This window comes from Streptomyces sp. A0958 (genome assembly GCF_004795035.1).
Lineage (GTDB): Bacteria > Actinomycetota > Actinomycetes > Streptomycetales > Streptomycetaceae > Streptomyces.
The window spans coordinates 43,775-58,376 of the sequence record NZ_SSBK01000018.1; the positions used below are offsets into that span (position 1 = coordinate 43,775).

The 14,602-nt window shown below is 74.5% G+C and carries 14 protein-coding genes; 6 read left to right on the top strand and 8 right to left on the bottom strand.

Going from position 1 to position 14,602, the window contains the following annotated elements; genetic code table 11:
• Positions 1-20: 20 nt before the first annotated feature.
• Entirely contained in the window at positions 21-1,403 is a 1,383-nt protein-coding gene (locus tag E6P78_RS18970; RefSeq protein WP_136204797.1) for an FAD-dependent oxidoreductase, read from the bottom strand.
• A 114-nt stretch (positions 1,404-1,517) separates the two neighbouring features.
• Between E6P78_RS18970 and hemG the strand changes: the two genes are divergently transcribed.
• A complete protein-coding gene (hemG, locus tag E6P78_RS18975) occupies positions 1,518-2,993 on the top strand; it encodes a protoporphyrinogen oxidase (protein ID WP_136204798.1) in 1,476 nt (491 codons plus the stop codon).
• A gap of 4 nt (positions 2,994-2,997) precedes the next feature.
• A complete protein-coding gene (gene hemQ, locus E6P78_RS18980; protein ID WP_136204799.1) occupies positions 2,998-3,732 on the top strand; it encodes a hydrogen peroxide-dependent heme synthase in 735 nt (244 codons plus the stop codon).
• A 256-nt stretch (positions 3,733-3,988) separates the two neighbouring features.
• Here hemQ and E6P78_RS18985 read toward each other — a convergent pair whose 3' ends face one another.
• The 3 genes from E6P78_RS18985 to E6P78_RS18995 all read right to left on the bottom strand — a co-directional run bounded on the left by E6P78_RS18985 (position 3,989) and on the right by E6P78_RS18995 (position 7,257).
• Entirely contained in the window at positions 3,989-4,969 is a 981-nt protein-coding gene (locus tag E6P78_RS18985) for a TIGR04222 domain-containing membrane protein (RefSeq protein ID WP_240799273.1), read from the bottom strand.
• A gap of 5 nt (positions 4,970-4,974) precedes the next feature.
• Positions 4,975-6,399, bottom strand: a complete 1,425-nt coding sequence (locus tag E6P78_RS18990) for a DUF692 domain-containing protein (RefSeq protein ID WP_136204801.1) — start codon at positions 6,397-6,399, stop codon at positions 4,975-4,977.
• 108 nt (positions 6,400-6,507) lie between these two features.
• Positions 6,508-7,257 (bottom strand): peptidyl-tRNA hydrolase, encoded by a 750-nt coding sequence (locus E6P78_RS18995; protein ID WP_136204802.1) that lies wholly within the window; start codon positions 7,255-7,257, stop codon positions 6,508-6,510.
• 71 nt (positions 7,258-7,328) lie between these two features.
• On the opposite strand from E6P78_RS18995, the gene E6P78_RS19000 reads away from it, so the two are divergent.
• Genes E6P78_RS19000 through E6P78_RS19015 form a run of 4 tightly spaced genes read left to right on the top strand, consistent with a single transcriptional unit; the run spans position 7,329 to position 9,806 of the window.
• Positions 7,329-8,006 carry an AIM24 family protein gene (locus tag E6P78_RS19000; protein ID WP_136204803.1) on the top strand — a complete coding sequence of 226 codons (678 nt, stop codon included), beginning with the start codon at positions 7,329-7,331 and terminating at the stop codon, positions 8,004-8,006.
• Between the two features lie 17 nt (positions 8,007-8,023).
• Positions 8,024-8,902, top strand: a complete 879-nt coding sequence (locus tag E6P78_RS19005) for an ATP-binding cassette domain-containing protein (RefSeq protein ID WP_206307843.1) — start codon at positions 8,024-8,026, stop codon at positions 8,900-8,902.
• Positions 8,899-9,570, top strand: coding sequence for an ABC transporter (locus tag E6P78_RS19010; RefSeq protein WP_136204804.1), 672 nt, complete (start codon positions 8,899-8,901; stop codon positions 9,568-9,570). The genes E6P78_RS19005 and E6P78_RS19010 overlap by 4 nt, the downstream gene beginning before the upstream one ends.
• Before the next feature lie 14 nt (positions 9,571-9,584).
• Positions 9,585-9,806, top strand: coding sequence for a hypothetical protein (locus E6P78_RS19015; RefSeq protein ID WP_136204805.1), 222 nt, complete (start codon positions 9,585-9,587; stop codon positions 9,804-9,806).
• 6 nt (positions 9,807-9,812) lie between these two features.
• Here the strand turns inward: E6P78_RS19015 and E6P78_RS19020 are convergent, their stop codons facing one another.
• The 4 genes from E6P78_RS19020 to E6P78_RS19035 all read right to left on the bottom strand — a co-directional run bounded on the left by E6P78_RS19020 (position 9,813) and on the right by E6P78_RS19035 (position 14,564).
• Positions 9,813-10,706, bottom strand: a complete 894-nt coding sequence (locus E6P78_RS19020) for a polysaccharide deacetylase family protein (protein ID WP_240799274.1) — start codon at positions 10,704-10,706, stop codon at positions 9,813-9,815.
• Positions 10,707-10,804: 98 nt separating this feature from the next.
• Positions 10,805-12,181 carry an alkaline phosphatase PhoX gene (locus tag E6P78_RS19025; protein ID WP_136204806.1) on the bottom strand — a complete coding sequence of 459 codons (1,377 nt, stop codon included), beginning with the start codon at positions 12,179-12,181 and terminating at the stop codon, positions 10,805-10,807.
• Between the two features lie 104 nt (positions 12,182-12,285).
• Positions 12,286-13,848: a HAMP domain-containing sensor histidine kinase gene (locus E6P78_RS19030; protein WP_206307842.1), complete on the bottom strand. Its 1,563-nt coding sequence runs from the start codon at positions 13,846-13,848 to the stop codon at positions 12,286-12,288.
• Positions 13,845-14,564 (bottom strand): response regulator transcription factor, encoded by a 720-nt coding sequence (locus tag E6P78_RS19035; RefSeq protein ID WP_136204807.1) that lies wholly within the window; start codon positions 14,562-14,564, stop codon positions 13,845-13,847. The genes E6P78_RS19030 and E6P78_RS19035 overlap by 4 nt, the downstream gene beginning before the upstream one ends.
• Positions 14,565-14,602: the final 38 nt, after the last annotated feature.

Sequence of the window (14,602 nt, forward strand, 5' to 3'; positions counted from 1 at the left end):
CGCCCGGGGGCGGGCGCCGCTCAGGCGGTGCCCGCCTTCCGCAGCACCGACACCGTCTTGCGGGCCGCCACCAGGACCGGGTCCCAGACCGGCGAGAACGGCGGGGCGTAGCCCAGGTCCAGGGCCGTCATCTGCTCGACCGTCATCCCGGCGGTGAGCGCCACGGCCGCCACGTCCACCCGCTTGCCCGCGCCCTCGCGGCCCACGATCTGCACGCCGAGCAGCCGCCCCGTGCGGTACTCCGCGAGCATCTTCACCGTCATCGGCCGGGCCCCCGGGTAGTAGCCGGCCCGGCCCGTCGACTCGATCGTCGCCGTCACGAACCGCAGGCCCACCGCCCGGGCGTCCTTCTCGCGCAGCCCGGTGCGGGCGATCTCCAGGTCGCAGACCTTGCTCACCGCCGTACCCACCACGCCGGGGAACGTGCCGTAGCCGCCGCCGACGTTGGAGCCGATGACCTGCCCGTGCTTGTTGGCGTGCGTGCCGAGCGCGATGTGCCGGGTGCGGCCCGCCACCAGGTCCAGGACCTCCACGCAGTCGCCGCCCGCCCAGATGTTCTCGTGGCCCACGACCCGCATCGACAGGTCGGTGAGCAGCCCGCCGTACGGTCCCAGCGGCAGCCCGACCGCTCGGGCCAGCGTCGTCTCCGGCTCGACGCCGATGCCGAGCACCACCACGTCCGCCGGGTAGGACGCGCCGTCCGTGGTGACCTCCGTGACCCGGCCGTCCGGCCCGGTGCGGATGCCGGTGACGTCGGCCCCGTTCACCGTGGTGATGCCGAGCCCGTCCATGGCGTCGTGGACCATGCGCCCCATGTCCGGGTCGAGCGTCGCCATCGGCTGCTCGCCGCGGTTGAGCACGGTCACCTCGTAGCCGCGCTTCAGCATCGCCTCCGCCATCTCGACCCCGATGTAACCGGCCCCGACGACGACCGCGCGCCGGCCCTTCGTCCGCTCCAGGCTCTCCAGCAGCGCCTGCCCGTCGTCCAGGGTCTGCACCCCGTGCACCCCGGCCGCGTCCATGCCGGGCAGCTCCGGGCGCACCGGGCGGGCCCCGGTGGCGATGACCAGCTTGTCGAACCCGGTCCAGTACGTCTCCCCGGAGTCCCGGTCCAGGGCGCGCACCCGCCGCCCGGCCACGTCGATCTCCGTCACCTCGGTGCGGGTGCGCAGGTCGATGTCGCGGGCCCGGTGCTCCTCGGGGGTACGGGCGATCAGGTCGTCCAGCTCGGACACGTCGCCGCTGACCCAGTACGGGATGCCGCACGCGGAGAACGAGGTGAAGTGGCCCCGTTCGAAGGCGGTGATGCTCAGCTCGTCCGGGCCCTTGAGCCGCCGGGCCTGGGACGCGGCGGACATCCCCGTCGCGTCCCCGCCGATGATCACCAGTCGTTCAGCCGCCATGCCAGTCCCTTCGACGCCCCGTCAGAAGGAACCCACGCTACGGCGCGGCCCGCCCCGGTGACGTACGCACCCGCCCACGGCGGCCCCGGGGAACCGGTTTGAGAGAGTGGGGGAATGCAGCGTTCAACACACAGCGCGGACAGGGCCCCCGGCCGCGTCGTCGTCATCGGCGGTGGCATCGCCGGACTGGCGGCCGCCCACCGGCTCGTCGGCGCCGGGCTGAGGGTCACCGTCCTGGAGGCGACCGACCGGCTCGGCGGCAAGCTGATGACCGGCGAGGTCGCGGGCGTCCGGGTCGACCTCGGTGCCGAGTCCATGCTCGCCCGCCGACCGGAGGCGGTCGACCTGGCCCACGCGGTGGGCCTCGGCAACCGGCTCCAGCCGCCCGCCACGACCACCGCCGCCCTGTGGACGCGCGACGCGCTGCGCCCCATGCCCAAGGGTCACGTGATGGGCGTGCCGGGTGATCCGTCCGTCCTCGGCGACGTCCTCTCGCCCGAGGGGCTCGCCCGGATCGCGCAGGAACGCGACCTCACCCCGACGGCCGTCGGGGACGACGTCGCCGTCGGCGCGTACGTGGCCGACCGGCTGGGCCGCGAGGTCGTCGACCGGCTGGTGGAGCCGCTGCTCGGCGGGGTGTACGCGGGCGACGCCTACCGGATCTCGTTGCGCGCCGCCGTTCCGCAGCTGTTCGACGTCGCCCGGCAGGCGGGCTCGCTGCTCGACGGGGTCACCCGCATCCAGGAGCAGGCCGCGGACCGGCAGCGCACCGGGCCGGTCTTCCAGGGCATCGACGGCGGCATCGGCAGCCTGCCGGGCGCCGTCGCCGACGCCGTACGCGCCGGGGGCGGCGAGATCCTCACCGAGACCCCCGTGCTGGGCCTGACCCGTACCGCCGAGGGCTGGGACGTGCGCACCGACACCCGGGTCTTCCCCGCCGACGGCATCGTCCTCGCCACCCCCGCCTGGTCCGCCTCCTCCCTGCTCGCCGCCGAGTCCCCGGCCGCCTCGGTCGAGCTGGCGGGCGTCGAGTACGCGTCGATGGCCCTGGTCACCATGGCCTTCCGGCGCTCCGACGTGGCGGATACGGCCGCACTCGCCGGTCGCTCCGGGTTCCTGGTGCCGCCGGTCGACGGGCGCACCATCAAGGCCGCCACCTTCTCCACCCACAAGTGGCAGTGGGTCGCCGACGCGGCACCCGACCTCTTCGTCCTGCGGACCTCCGTGGGCCGCTACGGCGAGGAGGACCACCTGCACCGCGAGGACGGCGAACTCGTCGGCGTATCGCTGCGCGACCTCGCCGCCGCGACCGGACTCGCCGCGAAGCCCGTCGCCACCGAGGTCACCCGGTGGATCGGCGGGCTGCCCCAGTACCCCGTGGGCCACCTGGCCAGAGTCGCCCGCATCCGCGACGAGGTCGCCAAGCTGCCCGCGCTGCGCGTCTGCGGCGCGGTCTACGAAGGGGTCGGCATCCCCGCGTGCATCGCGAGTGGCCGGCGCGCCGCGGACGAGGTCGCCCGCGGCGTTTCCGGGGAGACCACCGCCACGGCGACCCTGGTTCGGGGCACTCGGAGCGAGGCGGGACAATAGCCGTATGAGTGCTCCTGAGACTGAGACATCAAGCAAGGCTCCGAACGCCGGCAAGAAGGCCAAGGACCTCAACGAGGTCATCCGCTACACGCTGTGGTCCGTCTTCAAACTGCGCGACGTCCTGCCCGCCGACACGGACCGCGCGGCCGTCGCCGGCGAGGTCCAGGAGCTGTTCGACCAGCTCGCGGCGAAGGACATCACCATTCGCGGCACCTACGACGTCTCCGGCCTGCGCGCCGACGCCGACCTCATGATCTGGTGGCACGCGGAGACCGCGGACGAGCTTCAGGAGGCGTACAACCTCTTCCGGCGTACGCGGCTCGGCAAGCACCTGGAGCCGGTCTGGTCGAACATGGCGCTGCACCGCCCCGCCGAGTTCAACAAGTCGCACGTCCCGGCGTTCCTCGCCGACGAGACGCCGCGCAACTACATCAGCGTGTACCCCTTCGTGCGCTCGTACGACTGGTACCTGCTGCCCGACGAGGACCGCCGCCGCATGCTCGCCGACCACGGCAAGATGGCCCGCGGCTACCCCGACGTGCGGGCCAACACGGTCGCCTCGTTCTCCCTCGGCGACTACGAGTGGATGCTGGCCTTCGAGGCCGACGAGCTGTACCGCATCGTCGACCTGATGCGGCACCTCAGGGCCTCCGAGGCGCGGATGCACGTCCGCGAGGAGGTCCCCTTCTACACCGGCCGGCGCAAGTCGGTCGCGGACCTGGTGGCCGGGCTCGCGTAGCGAACGGGCTCCCGACCACCCCAACCCGGAAGATCAGACGGCGGGCACCCGGCACCTCGTGCCGCCCGCTGGTCCAGCGACACCGGGTTCGGCTTCGAACGGTGCGGCGCGCGAAGCGCGCCGCACCGTTCGTCATTCGCGGTTCCGGCGTCCTCGTACAGCGTGAGTTCCCGTCGGCGCGCGGTGGGCCGCACCCCCTGGGACGCCGCCCCGGCCCCGCTGGGCCAGGCGGGCTCCAACAGGTGGACGAGGCGTCTCAGGAACTGCTGCTCCCGCAGCTGGAACCGCCGCCGCAACTCGATCCGCCCCCGCAGCTGGAGCCGGAACCCGAACCGCAGCTCGAACCCGATCCGCATCCGTTGGCCCCGCCGCAGCCGCTTCCGGACGAGCCGCCGCAGCCGCCTCCGGGGCTCGACCCCGCGCACCACGCCGACGGCGTGAGCAGCGGCCCCGAGGAGCCCGTGGAGCCGTGCGAGGTGTGCGGGGGTCCGGCGGACCGGGTCCGGGCCGCCGCGCTCAGGTGCGTCCGCAGCGCGGGGTCCGGGAGGGCGCGCAGGCCGTGGGTCGCCACCAGGAACGCCGGGTCGGTCCGGTCGGCGTGGGCGGCCCGGAACTCCGCCGCCGCCCTGCGCCCCGCCCGGGTGACCCGGGAGCGGGCCACCGCCGCGCACACCAGCCCGGCCACGAACCCGCCGAACACGGCCGGGATCACCGGAACGAACGGGAAATCCGAACCGGCGCCCCCGTTGTCGTCCATGAACCTGCTGATGGCCAGGCCGAAGGCGACCGGGGCGGCCAGAAAGCACAGCAGCGCCTGCACGAGGCCCCACACACGCCACTTCGCGCTCGCACCGGGCCGGGCCAGCAGCCCGCGCGCGGCCAGTCCGTCACCGGTCTCCTGCACCGCCGGGTGCCGCATCACCGCGACCCGCAGGGTGCGCAGGGCCCCGTTCGGGGCAGCCGCCTGCTCCTGGAGCACGGCCCGCTCCACCGGGTCGTGGGCGACCGGGTGGAGGACGGCGACGATGCCCGGGCCGCCGACGTCCAGCCGGCCGTCCGCCTGCATGGCGGTGAGTGCCGTGTCGACCACCCGGCCGGGCCCGCCGTTCAGGAAGGCCGCCTCGAACAGGTCGTGGACCGGCCCGCCCTGCCCCCGGTGGGCGCGCACGAGCCCGGTGATCAGCAGGACGGAGGAGAGGGCCACCGCGAGCGTCAGGGTGAGAGCCAGTGCGTTCACCCCGGTCACCGCCCCACCAGCACGGAGCGGGCGGCCCTGGCCAGCCGGGTGGCGCGCCCGGGCGGTCGCGGCGCGGCCCGGTCCCGCCACCAGTACGTCAGCCGGCGGCGGGCCCCGTCGTCCTCGGGGCGGCCCGCGATGAGCAACTGCTCGGCGAAGTCCAGGGCGTCGCGCCGGTAGCCCGCCGTCATGGGCCGCGCTCCGGCGTACGCGAGGAACGCGGCCCGGTAGCCGCGGCCCAGGATCTCCGGAAGCTCGGGCGCCACCTTGGCGACGACATCGGCGCGCTTGGCGGCCAGGGCCCGGCTCTGCACGCCGAGCCGGCGCGGGTCGAAGCCCTCGGGCGCGGGGGTGCCGGCGACCAGGGCGGAGAGCAACGCGGTCTGGGCGACCGCGACCCCGTCCCGCACGGCCTCCGGGACGGCGGGGGCGGTGGGGGTGGTGGGGACCGCCCCCACGGCTCCCGCGCCCGCGACCGCACCGGGGACCGCCCCCACGGCCCCCGCGCCCGCGACCGCACCGGGGACCGCACCCGCACCCGCGCCCGCACCCGCGCCAGGGCCAGCGCCAGTGCCCACGCCCGCGCCCGTCCCCGCACCGCCGGCGCCCCCGCCCGCCTCCAGCGTGCCCCGGATCGCGTCCAGTTCGCCCGCCAGCTCGGCGGCCGGCGGGAAGGCGTCGTCGCGTTCCAGCAGCACCCCCGGCGGGGCGACCCGGGAGCGCAGCTCGGCCAGCACGTCCAGCACCGGGGCGGTGACCGGGTGGGCGTGCGTGTCGTGCCACACGCCGTCCTTCTCGACCCCGCCCGCCACATGCACGTACGCGATGGCTTCCACCGGCAGCTCGTCCAGGGCGGTCGCCGGGTCCTCGCCCCGGTTCACGTGGTTGGTGTGCAGGTTGGCGACGTCGATCAGCAGCCCCACCCCCGTGCGCTCCACCAGCTCCGCCAGGAACTGCCCCTCGGTGAGCTCCTCGCCGGGCCAGGAGATCAGCGCCGCGATGTTCTCCAGGGCCAGCGGCACCGGCAGCGCGTCCTGCGCGATCCGCACGTTCTCGCACAGCACGTCCAGCGCCGCCCAGGTGCGCGGCACGGGCAGCAGGTGCCCCGCCTCCAGCACCGGCGACCCGGTGCGCGCCCCGCCCGCCCGTACGAACGCGATGTGCTCGGTCACCAGCGGGGCGTCCAGCAGCGCGGCCCGGGCGGCGAGGCCGGCGAGGCGGCCGGGGTCGGGGCGGTCGGCCCCGCCGAGGCCCAGCGAGACCCCGTGCGGCACGACGGTGACCCCGCGCTCCCTCAGCCGTACCAGGGAGGCCGGCAGATGGTCGGCGCAGAGGTTCTCCGCGACCGCCTCCACCCAGTCGATCCCCGGCAGCGCCTCCACCTCGTCGGCGATCTCCGGCCGCCAGCCGATCCCGATTCCCAGCTCCATGCCGTCCCCCCTCTGTTCCGTGCGGGGGTGATGACCCCGCAGCACGGCGGTGAATCCGGAAGGGAGGACATTCAGAGCTTCATTTGAGGTTCCGAGGGCGTACGTGTCTCAGCGGCGCAGGGCCGGGTGGTCGGCGACCACCGTGCAGGAGCCCGGCGCGATCTCGGTGAACCCGGCGTCCCGTACGACCGGCAGGCCGCTCACCGTCAGCTCCCGCCAGCGCTCCGGCCCCGGGGTGGCGACCGAGAAGGGGAAGCCCGCCTCGCGCCACGCCTTGCGCTCGGTCTCCGACAGCTCCCACCAGGCGAGCTGCGCCCCGTGCCCGACCTGGGCCATCTCCTTGCCGGCCGACATGCCCAGCTCCGGATTGAGCCAGAGCACCGGGTGCGCGGGGTCGGGTGCGGCCGGCGGCTCGGGGTCGTCCAGGTCCGTCCCCGAGACCTGGAGCTTGGCCAGTTCCTTCGGCCAGCCGTCCAGGGGCACCGGCGGGAAGACCCGCACCTCCGCCTCGTCGCCCGTGACCGTGATCCCGGGCAGCGCGGCCGCCTTGCGCCACTCCGCACCACGGGCCCGCCGCACCACCTTGCGGATGCGGGCGTCCTGCCAGTCCCGCATCAGCCGCGCCCATTCGCCCTCGCCCACCGACCGCTCGTCGGAGAGCATCACCAGGACCGCGCGGGCCGCCGTGCGCAGGGCGTCGGTGCGGGCCGGAGGCGCCGCCTTCTCGATGTGCACCACCAACGGCAGTACGTACTGCGGCGGTTCGTCCCGGTTCGTCCGCTCGGAACGGAACGGGCTGTCCACGGGCGGGGTGTCCGGCTCGGCGGGCGGGGGCGCGGGGATGTCGTTGCTGCTCACCCGACCAGTCTGCCAGCCGGCCCCACCGGGGTTATTGGCGGAATGGAACCCTCCGGGCGAGGATGCTCCGCATGAAGAGTGATCTCTTTTCCAGCGAGCACATGGCCGAGCAGGCAACGGCCCCCGGGATGACGCTGCAGAACGCCAAATCCATCAAGTACGCGGTCAACGGGGAGATGCACGCCCGCCAGGGATCGATGGTCGCCTTCCGCGGTGATCTGCAGTTCGAGCGCAAGGGCCAGGGCATCGGCGGCCTGCTCAAGCGCGCCGTCACGGGGGAGGGGCTGCCGCTGATGGCCGTCCGCGGCCGGGGCGAGGCGTGGTTCGCCCACGAGGCGGCCAACTGCTTCATCGTGGAGATGGAGCAGGGCGACGTCCTCACCATCAACGGACGCAACGTCCTGTGTTTCGACGCCACGATCTCCTACGAGATCAAGACGGTGAAGGGCGCCGGGATGACCGGCGGCGGTCTCTTCAACAGCGTCTTCACCGGCTACGGCAAGCTCGGCCTGATGTGCGAGGGCCACCCCATCGTCATCCCCGTCACGCCCCAGCAGCCGGTCTGCGTCGACACCGACGCGGTCGTCGGCTGGAGCGCCCAGCTGAACACCTCGCTGCACCGCTCGCAGAGCGTCGGCTCGATGATCCGCGGCGGCTCGGGCGAGGCCGTTCAACTGCGCCTGGAGGGGCAGGGGTTCGTGATCGTACGGCCGAGCGAGCTGAAGCCCGAGAAGGCGACGGCCCACTGAAACACGGTACGGAGGCCCTGCGGCTGCGGGGCGTGGGCCGGCGGTACGGCCTCGCCGGGCCCTGGGTGCTGCGCGGGGTCGACCTCGGCCTGCCCGCCGGCGCCCTCGTCCGCGTCGAAGGGGCCAACGGCACCGGAAAGTCGACCCTGTTGCGACTGCTGGCCGGAATCGACGCCCCCTCCGAGGGCACGATCACCGGCAGCCGGCCGCGCACGGCGTACGTCCCCGAGCGGTTCTCCGCCGCGCTGCCCTTCACGGCCGCCGGCTACCTCGTCCACCTGGGCCGCGTCCACGGGCTGCGGCGGGCGGAGGCGGCGGACCGGGCGAGCAGCTGGCTGACCCGGTTCGGCGCCGCCGCGTACGCCGGGACCCCGCTCGCCGAACTCTCCAAGGGCACCAGCCAGAAGGTCGCCGTCGCTCAGGCGCTGCTCGCCGAACCGGAGCTGCTGGTGCTGGACGAGGCCTGGACCGGCCTGGACACCGAGGCGCGCGGCGAACTGGACCGGGCCGTCGCCGAACGCGTCGCCGCCGGGGCGACGGTCGTGTTCGTGGACCACGACCCGCGCCGGCAGGCGGGCGCGGTCGACGCCGCGTACCGCGTCGAGGGGCTGGGCCTGGTCGCCGTGCCGCTCGCCGCCCCGGGGACGGGCGCGGGCCCCCGGGTCCGGATCGACGCGACGTGCGTGCCGGGCACCGCGCTCCCGGCCGCACTGCCCGGCGCTCCGACGTGCGCGGTCGCGCCGGACGGCACAGCGCGGCTCACGGTCGCGGCCGCGCACTCCGACGCCCTGCTGGGCGCACTGCTCACGGCCCGCCCGCCCTGGCACATCAGCCATGTGGCGACGGTGTCCGAGGCCCCGGCGCATCGCTCCTCCTCCCGGGACGAGGCTCCATGACCGCGCTCATCCGCTACCAGGCCGACCTGCTCGTACGGTCCCAGCGCTGGCTGGCCCCGGTGCTGTTGTACGCGGCCTTCCTCGGCGTCGGCGTGCGCGCCGGGCAGCCCGTGCTGGACTCGCTCGGCTACACCGCCGCCGGGCTGCTTCCGGTCACCGCGTGGCTCGTACGGGCCTGCGTCACCCAGGAGCCGCCCGCCGCCCGCGCGGTCGTCGCGGCGGCGGCCGGCGGGCAGCCGCGGGCGCATCTGGCCGCCCTGCTCACCGCGTTGGGGTGCGCCGGGCTGCTGGGCACCGCCGCCACCGCCGTCGTGCCGGCGATCAGCGATCCGGCCAGTACCGACGACTCGGTCCGGGTGCCGTTGCCGTCGGCCTGCGCCGCCGGACTGCTGGCCACCGCCTGCTGCGCGCTGCTGGGCGCGGCGGTCGGCGCCCTGTGCACCCGGCCGCTGCTGCACGGGCGCGGCTGGTCGGTCGTGGCGACCGTGCTCGCGTCGCTGCTGGCGCTGGTGACCGCCGGATCGCCCGCGAATCACGCGGTGACGGGCCTGGTCACCGGTTCGCTCACCGGCACGGTCCACGTGCCGGTGCTCCCGCTGCCGGGGGCCGCGGCCGTCGCCGCCGCCGTGATCGCGCTCGCCTGCCGGCTCACCTCGGTACGCGGCTGAGTAGGCTCGTACGTATGAGTGAGGACAGGAACGAGCGCGTGGACGAGCAGGCGGACGCGGGTCGCGGGTCCTACTGCGAGACGCCGGACGCGTCCCCGGAGCGGGCCGCCGGGCCCCCGTACGCCGAGTGCGTGCTGTGCCGGGAACCGACCGAGTACGCCGAGTCGGTCAAGGGGGTCACGCTGTGCCCGGTGTGCGAGTGGCAGGAAGCCCAGCGCACGGCCTGTTCGGGCTGAGGGCCTTCAGCCGGCCATCAGCTCGGACACCTTGACGAAGCGGTAGCCGCGCTTGCGCAGTTCCGGGACGACCCGGCCGACGGCCTCGGCCGTCACCGGCGCCGCGCTGCGGGTGCAGTGCATGACGACGAGCGAACCGGACCGCACCCCGTCCAGCACCTGTTCGGCGACCGCGTCCGCGTCCGTCGCGAAGGCGTCGCCGCTGACCACGTCCCACTGGACCGCGGTCACCTTCTCCGGCCCGAGCGCGCGCAGCGTGTCGTCGTCGTAGCAGCCGCCGGGGAAGCGGAAGTACGGCACCACATTGCGGGCGCCGGCCTTGCGGATCGCCCCGAAGGCCCGCCGCACCTCCTCGCGCACGGCGTCCTTCTCCACGGTCGGCAGCCCGTAGCACGGCGTGGTGAAGGCGTAGTGGCTGTAGGAGTGGTTGCCGATCTCGAAGAGGGGGTCGGTGCCGATGGAGCGGGCCTGGTCCGGGTACTCCTCGGCCCACCGCCCGGTCATGAAGACCGTCGCCGGCACCTTCAGCCGGCGCAGCAGGGCGATCAGTTCCGGGTTGTCGAAGTGCTCCCCGCCCGCCGCGCGCGGCCCCTCGTCGGCCGTCATGTCGGCGTCGAAGCTGAGCGCCACGACCTTCGCCGCGCGCTGCGGCCCGCGCTCGAACACGGGCGTCAGCCCGCCAGGACCGGGCGCCAGGACGGCGGGTTTCTTCGGGGCGCCCGGGGCGGTGGGCGAGGCGGCGGGGCGGGCCGGGGCATGGGCGGCGGTACTGGCGGAGGCCGAGGGGTGGCCGGCGGCCGCGGACGGGTCGGGGCCGGAGTGGCCGCACCCGACGAGCCCACCGCCGAGCACCGCCCCCAGCACGCCCAAAGTTGTCACTCTGCGTGCAAAAGATGTCATTCTCGGAAAATAACCGATCAGATGATCGGAGCCGGGCTGGCGCGCTGGACGGGCCGCCGCCCCGGTGGGCCAGTGGGACGGCGCCCGCGCTCAGCCCGTCAGCGCCACGGGCCCGTCACCGCGAACGTGGTGCCCGGGGTGTAGACGTTCACGTACATCGTCCCGTAGTCCGGTGCGAAGGTGACGCCGGCGAACTCGCCCCACTCCGGTGCCTCGGGCGTGCCGATGTTCTGCCGGCCGCGGGCCATCGCGTACACCTCGCCGCGCCGGGTCAGGCCGAACACGTGCTGGGCGCCGCCGCCGTCCTCGCACACCATCAGGCCGCCGTCGGGGGCCAGGGTGATGTTGTCGGGGGACTCTCCGGGCAGTTGGAGATCGGTGTCCGGGCCGAAGACGACGACCAGGGTCAGCCGGCGCCGGTCGGGGTCGTAGCGCCAGACCTGTCCGTAGTGGTCCGCCGCCGAACCCTCCTCGCGGTGCGCGAAGCTGGAGACGAAGTAGACGCACGAGCCGCCCCAGTAGCAGCCCTCCAGCTTCTGGCCGTGGGTGATGCCCTTCGGGCCGAAGTCCTGGAAGCGGACGGGGGTTTCGGCGGCCTGCGGGTCCGGCACGGGAACCCACTCGATGCCCTCGAACACCGTCCCGGTCTCCTGGACCGCCGAGAGGTCGGGGACGCCCGGCACCCGCATGGCCTCCAGCCGGCCGCCCGCCCGCAGCGAACCCGTGCCGCCCAGCGGCTTCTCGGGCAGGAAGCGGTAGAAGAGGCCGAACGGCTTCTCGAACGCGTCCTCCGTCTCGTAGACCGTCCCGTTGCGCGGGTCGATCGCGATCGCCTCGTGCTGGAAGCGGCCCATCGCGGTCAGCGGCACGGCGCCGGTGCGGTGCGGGTCGGCGCCGTCCACCTCGAAGACGTAGCCGTGGTCCTTGGTGTAGCCGTTGGTGCCGGCCCTGTCCTCGGTCTCCTCGCAGGTCAGCCAGGTGTCCCAGGGGGTGCGCCCGCCCGCGCAGTTCACCGCCGTACCGGCGATGGCGACCCGCTCGGTCAGCACCCGGTTGTGACCGTCGAGCTCCAGGGCCGTACAGCCGCCCTTGCCCATCGGGTCGTACGTGAGCCCGTCGACCGTCGGTACGGGGATCGCGGCGTCCACCCGGTTCTCGTGGTTGCGCACCAGCCGTACGTGTCCGCCCCGGCCGGCGAATGCGGCCATGCCGTCGCAGTGGCTGGGCACCCGGCCCTCGCCGGAGCGGAGCGGGTCGCCCTCCCGGGACAGCAGCCGGTAGCGGAAGCCCCTGGGGAGGTCGAGCAGGCCGTCCGGGTCCGGCACGAGCGGGCCGTAACCGCTGTGGCCGCGCGCGGCGGAGCTGCCCGCGAAGAGTTCGGTGAACGCCCCGGTGAACGCGATCGACACGGCGGCGGCGCCGCCCGCGGCCAGGACGGTGCGCCGGGTCGCGAGGGGGCGGGGTGCGGCTGACATGGGCAACTCCCTGCTGGGGGACAGGACAGATGGCATGGCTTCGTCAGGAGAGGGGCTGCCCGTTCGAGTCTTCCGCCGGACGTCGGCCCTCTCGGCAGACGTTGTCACGGCAGGTGCGCCGGATCGGCGCCGACGCTCCGGGGCAGCAGCAGACGGAACGTGGAACCGTAGCCCGGCCGGGTGTCGAGTTCGAGCCGCCCGTCGTGCGCCTCGGCGATGGTGGAGGCGATCGACAGGCCGAGACCGGACCCGGGCTCCGCGCCGTCCGGCCCCGTCGCGGGCCCCCGGTAGAACCGCTCGAACACCTGCTGGGCCGCCTCGGCCGTCAGTCCGGGCCCGTCGTCGGCGACCTCGACCACGCACGCCGGCACCCCGGCGGGCAGCGCCGCCGTGGCGCTGCTGCGGCCCGGCCGGTCGGCGCCCCCGGTCTCCGGGCCGGTGCGTACGGCGCCGACCCGCACCTCGACGCGGGCGCCGGGCGGGGTGTGCCGACAGGCGTTGGCCAGCAGATTGGCGATCACTTGGGAGAGCCGGTGCGCGTCCCCCAGCGTCTCCACCACATCGAGCGCCGGCCCCGAGCCGTCCGGGCCGCCACCGCCCAGCGGTGTCAGCCGCACGTCCCGCCCCGGATGCGCGACGACGGCCGCGCCGACCCCGTCGGCCGCCAGCGACAGCAGGTCCACGGTCTCGCGGTGCGCGACGGGCGCGTAACCCAGCTTGGCCAGCAGAAAGAGGTCGTCGACGAGACGGCTCATCCGCTCCGCGTTCCGGGCGATCAGCTCGTGGGCCTCGCGCCGGCGCGCCGCGGGCAGGCGCGGCTGCTCCACGAGCAGTTCGGCGAAGCCCTGGATCGAGGTGAGCGGTGTGCGCAGTTCGTGGCCCGCGTCGGCCATGAAGCGACGCAGCCGCTGCTCGGACGCGTCCTTGCGGTGCAGGGCCGCCCGGACCTGGTCGAGCATCGTGTTGAAGGCGATGCCGAGCCGCCCGGTCTCCGTAAGCGGATCGGTGTCGGCGACGGTCAGGGCCGACTCACCGCCGGTGATGCGCAGAGCCGTGCGTTCCATCCGGGCCAGCGGGCGCAGCCCCAGCCGTACGGCCGCGCTGCCCAGCAGCCCGACACCGGCGGCCACGACAGCGCCGATCGCGAGGCTGAACCACAGCAGCTTGGACGTGGCGCCCTCGACGGTGCCGAGGGGGAGCGCGACGACGACGCGCCGCCCGTCCCGGCCCGTGTCGGCGATCACCCGCCAGCGCGAGCCCCCGTCGGCGGCGGGCACGGTGGCGGGATGCCCGTTCCTCAGCGTGAGGGCGGAGACGCTGGCGGGCAGATAGGGCCGGCCGCTGCCGCTGCCGCTGCCGCTGCCCAGCGAGTCGGGGCGGAGCCGACCGTCCGAGGTGTAGAAGAAGACCCGGTAGTCGGAGGGCAGGGCGTCCTCGCGGGGCTCGGGAGCATTCGGCCGCTTGCCGTGCGCCGGGGCGTGCGCGGCCGGGGGTGGCGGGCGGAAGTCGGTCAGGCGGTGGTCGATCTGGCCGGTCAGCCAGGACCGCATGACCGCGAGACCGGCGGCCTGCGAGACCAGCACGGCCACCGTGGCCAGCACGGTGGAGATCAGCACGAGCCGGGTCCGCACCGAGCGGGGCCGCAGCCGACGCGCCCGCAGCTTCACGGCGCGTCCTCACGCGGCAGCCGCAGGCAGTAGCCGACGCCCCGCACGGTGTGGATCAGCGGCCGGCCCGCGCGGTCGATCTTGCGGCGCAGGTTCTTGATGTACGTGTCGACGATGCGGGTGTCCCCGGCGAAGCCGTACTGCCACACGGCCAGCAGGATGTCCTGCTTCTCCAGCACCTTCTCGGGCTGGGACGCCAGGCACACCAGGAGCCGGAATTCGGTCGGGGACAGCTGTACGGGTGCGCCGGCCCGGTGCACGGTGTGCCGCTCGCGGTCCACGCTCAGGTCCGCGTACCGCAGCGGGGGCTGTTCGGCGGGCGGCCGGGGCGCGCCCGCGGTGCGGCGCAGGATGGCCCGTATCCGCAGCAGGATCTCCTGGATGTGGAACGGCTTGGTGACGTAGTCGTCGCCCCCGGAGCTGAGCCCGATGATGCGGTCCTCGATGTCCGTGCGGGCCGTCAGGAACAGCACCGGGGTGTAGTCGCCCCGGGACCGAAGCTCGCGCGTCACGGCGAACCCGTCGGTGTCCGGGAGCATCACGTCCAGCACGATCAGGTCCGGCCGGCAGCGGTCCGCCCCGCCCACCGCGTCCCGCCCGTTGGCCGCCGAGGCGACGCAGTAGCCGGCCGCGTTCAGGGCCGAGGTGAGCAGGGTGCGGATGCTCGGGTCGTCCTCGACGACGAGAACGGTGTGCCGGGCCGACCGGTCGCCCATCGGAAGGATCACCTCGCGGCGTTGCGGGGAAGGGCGCA

Excerpts from the sequence above, each read along its gene's own strand:
- E6P78_RS18990 (WP_136204801.1), bottom strand. The coding sequence starts at position 6,399 with ATGGAGCTGGGAATCGGGATCGGCTGGCGGCCGGAGATCGCCGACGAG.
- E6P78_RS19035 (WP_136204807.1), bottom strand. The coding sequence starts at position 14,564 with ATGGGCGACCGGTCGGCCCGGCACACCGTTCTCGTCGTCGAGGACGAC.
- E6P78_RS19020 (WP_240799274.1), bottom strand. The coding sequence starts at position 10,706 with ATGACATCTTTTGCACGCAGAGTGACAACTTTGGGCGTGCTGGGGGCG.
- E6P78_RS18970 (WP_136204797.1), bottom strand. The coding sequence starts at position 1,403 with ATGGCGGCTGAACGACTGGTGATCATCGGCGGGGACGCGACGGGGATG.
- E6P78_RS19015 (WP_136204805.1), top strand. The coding sequence starts at position 9,585 with ATGAGTGAGGACAGGAACGAGCGCGTGGACGAGCAGGCGGACGCGGGT.
- E6P78_RS19025 (WP_136204806.1), bottom strand. The coding sequence starts at position 12,181 with ATGTCAGCCGCACCCCGCCCCCTCGCGACCCGGCGCACCGTCCTGGCC.
- hemG (WP_136204798.1), top strand. The coding sequence starts at position 1,518 with ATGCAGCGTTCAACACACAGCGCGGACAGGGCCCCCGGCCGCGTCGTC.
- hemQ (WP_136204799.1), top strand. The coding sequence starts at position 2,998 with ATGAGTGCTCCTGAGACTGAGACATCAAGCAAGGCTCCGAACGCCGGC.
- E6P78_RS19010 (WP_136204804.1), top strand. The coding sequence starts at position 8,899 with ATGACCGCGCTCATCCGCTACCAGGCCGACCTGCTCGTACGGTCCCAG.
- E6P78_RS19000 (WP_136204803.1), top strand. The coding sequence starts at position 7,329 with ATGAAGAGTGATCTCTTTTCCAGCGAGCACATGGCCGAGCAGGCAACG.